Source organism: Streptococcus infantis, from assembly GCF_019929575.1.
Lineage (GTDB): Bacteria > Bacillota > Bacilli > Lactobacillales > Streptococcaceae > Streptococcus > Streptococcus infantis_L.
Genome location: NZ_JAHZPU010000052.1, coordinates 1 through 2975 on the forward strand (window position 1 = coordinate 1; position 2975 = coordinate 2975).

Annotated in this window: 4 protein-coding genes and 1 pseudogene; all 5 read left to right on the forward strand. The window is 32.8% G+C overall.

From position 1 onward, the window contains the following. The first annotated feature begins 146 nt into the window (after positions 1-146). On the forward strand, positions 147-608 hold the full coding sequence (locus K1I67_RS09455) for a hypothetical protein (RefSeq protein WP_223339727.1): 462 nt from the start codon (positions 147-149) through the stop codon (positions 606-608). Between the two features lie 208 nt (positions 609-816). Continuing rightward, entirely contained in the window at positions 817-1857 is a 1041-nt protein-coding gene (locus tag K1I67_RS09460) for a replication initiation factor domain-containing protein (RefSeq protein ID WP_223339728.1), read from the forward strand. Positions 1858-1859: 2 nt separating this feature from the next. Further along, positions 1860-2246, forward strand: a complete 387-nt coding sequence (locus K1I67_RS09465) for a hypothetical protein (RefSeq protein ID WP_223339729.1) — start codon at positions 1860-1862, stop codon at positions 2244-2246. A 61-nt stretch (positions 2247-2307) separates the two neighbouring features. Beyond that, positions 2308-2502, forward strand: a complete 195-nt coding sequence (locus K1I67_RS09470) for a DUF3173 domain-containing protein (RefSeq protein WP_006144810.1) — start codon at positions 2308-2310, stop codon at positions 2500-2502. 3 nt (positions 2503-2505) lie between these two features. Then, positions 2506-2901 (forward strand): annotated as a pseudogene (locus K1I67_RS09475) (Arm DNA-binding domain-containing protein); the annotation flags it as partial. Positions 2902-2975 lie beyond the last annotated feature (74 nt).

Here is a 2975-nt window from a genome sequence, read left to right on the forward strand (position 1 = left end):
TTCTAGTAAATGTGTTGCAACTCTACTATACAGGATTTATTCCTTTTTGTGTTTACACAACTTATTGTACACTGCCACAAAATCAAAGACTAAACAAAATTTTTCTAAAATCATTATACCACACTTTCCGTTAGAACGGGGGGAATATGGATATAAATAAACTTGTTTCTACGGTTGACGGTTTAAACTCTGTCAGTACTGCCAAAAAATGGATAACCTTGATAAAGGAAATTAGTGGTCATGAGTTTAAAAAAGTTCAAGCAAGGAATAGTCGGCAGTTTGTGAGTTTTTATAACTTCACTGATGATGATGTTGAGGATTTCAAGACAATTGCTTATTTGAAAAATGAGATGTCATTAAAAGATGCTATAAGGGAAACTTATGGAGATATTCATAAACATAAGGAATACACTCTTATTCAGCAACTTGAAACCCTTAAAGAAGATTTTATTACCTTGAATGATAATTTTAAGAATTTGTATTCTAGTAATAAAAAACTGCAAATGAAATTTCAACGATTGGAAAAAGAGCAAGAAGAAATTCTCGCAACACTTGAACGACTTCCATTTGGTGCTTGGGAAAAAGCTCGTAGGAAGTTCGGCAAGTAGGTTCGTTACGGTCGGCGAGTATGTTACCGCAGACCGTAACAAATCGTAAGCGCAAACGAACAACAAAGAGCTTTTTCCAAGGTTGGTGAGGGTGTGTAGTAACACCACCCTCTGCAAGTCAGGTGCATCATCGAAAGAATGCAGTATTATCAGGGGTTTTCACGATTTTTGAGGTAGTGAAAATAGGCAAAAAGTTGAGTCAAAATTTATGGCAAAAAACGAGAATTTACGTTCTGTTTTTGACTGGATTCAAATCCAGTTCAATACATTCGACTTTTCACTAGAAGAAATAGTTGAAGATATCTTATTTCTTGATACAGAGCTATTTATAATAGATAAAGGAAGTCTTAAATACTATGAATATGACTCTCAGATAAACTATGGTAATATCCGTATCTATTATGGGGATGAAGAAAATTCTTTCATGCTTGTCATGTCAGGACAAGCTTTAGAATTCTATCGAGATATGGTTTTAACCCCAAAAGGACTTTCTGAACGACACTTCTTAGATAATCTATATTCCAATTATAAGTCATTTTCAGTAAGAAGAATTGATATCGCAATAGACGATTTTAACGAAGTCCCTTACTTCACTCCAAATCAGCTTGCTAAACTTTGTAAGAAAAATCGATTCCTATATGGTAAGAGCAACGTCTACACTACATACGGAGATGAGAAAACAGGGCAGACCTTATATTTAAGAAGGCCTTCTGATGATGAACGACTTAGAATTTATGATAAACGCTTAGAACAAGCTTCAAAGCTCGGTGTTAGCAAGAGATTTATCAAAAATTGGATAAGAACGGAGTTAGAACTACGTAAAGAGAAAGCTCACTACTTCATTCAAGAATGGCTAAAATCAGAAATAGATATTCTAAACTTTACAAAAGGATATTTAAAGGATAAAGTGAAGTTTTACACTGATAGTCAATTTTCAAAACCTCTTAGGTCTTGGGAAAAATTTCTAGGTGCATCAAAGCCGGTGACTATTATTGTGTCAAAACCAAAAACAGAACTTGAACAAAAATTAGAGTGGCTTGTCTTTAAAGGTTCTGGAGCCATTCTAAGAGCATATAAATTTCTCTATGAAAATGAATTACTATTTGAACTAGAGAAAGAGAACTTTGAAAAGTTAGAAACTTTGGAGTTTCCTCCAGAGCTAGCAAGTCAACTCATAGAAAGGGCAATTGCCTTCAAAAGAGAAGACTTGATTCCCAAAATAAAAGAAAACATAAAAAGGAGAAATTAAATATGGCTAAAATGCTTTCACAAAATGATTGGGATTTCAATAATATTGGAACTAAATTTGAATTGGATGAGGTGCTTCCAAAATTTGAAACTGAAACAAGAGTCGATGAAAATGGCGAGATTATCAAAAATAGTGATGGAAGTGAAAAACGATTTAATACTCAAAATATTATTGGTTGGAAATATAATATCACTATCAAAGATGGACCATTTAAAAAGAAATCAACACAAGTATCTGTTGATAACCCTGAACCATTAGTCGATAATGATTATATTCAAGCAATGGATGAAGTTCCAGTTACATTTGAAAACCTTCGAGTTTCAATGATTAGCAAAACGATGTATTATAAGGCTGATGATATTCACTTAGTAGACAAGAAACAAAAATAACTACTGAATTAAGGGGAGTTAGTCGCTCCCCTTAGTTTATAAAATAAATTAAGGAGAACCAATGATTAAAACAGTAACAAAAGATGATTTAATTGAACTTGGATTTAGTCCTGGTACTGCTAGAAAAATTATACATACTGGGAAAGTGCTATTAGTCAATCGTGGCTTTGCTATCTATAATAACAAACGAATCGGAACAATTCCTGCAACAATAGCTGAAGAACTACTAGGAATAGAATTACAGAAAGAAGCATAGTAAATGGCCGTTCGTAAAAGCAAAAATGGGACATGGATTGCTGATGTTTCTAGTGGAACGAACCCTATAACACTAATACAACGACGAATTGTTAGAAAAGGATTCAAAACCAAAAAAGAGGCTTTGGAAGCCGAGCGATACTTAAGAAGCGTAGAACTAAAAGAGAAAAATTTTGGCGCAAAAATAACAATAGATATGCTTTATCAATTGTTAAAAGAAGAGGATGAAATAAACAATAGAAAAAAGAGCTATATTGATACTCAAGAAAACAATTATAATAAACATATCAAAGACTATTTTTCAAAAGTCGATAATATAGATAAACTAACTTATGAAGATATATATCAGTTTAGGGAACATTTACGAGAAAAGAATGCTAAAAATTCTGAGAAAAAATTGAGGCCCTGTTGTAAAATGAAGTGCAACACAAAAGACATGTTCATCTGATATACTAGAGTTGCAAAAAACAGTAT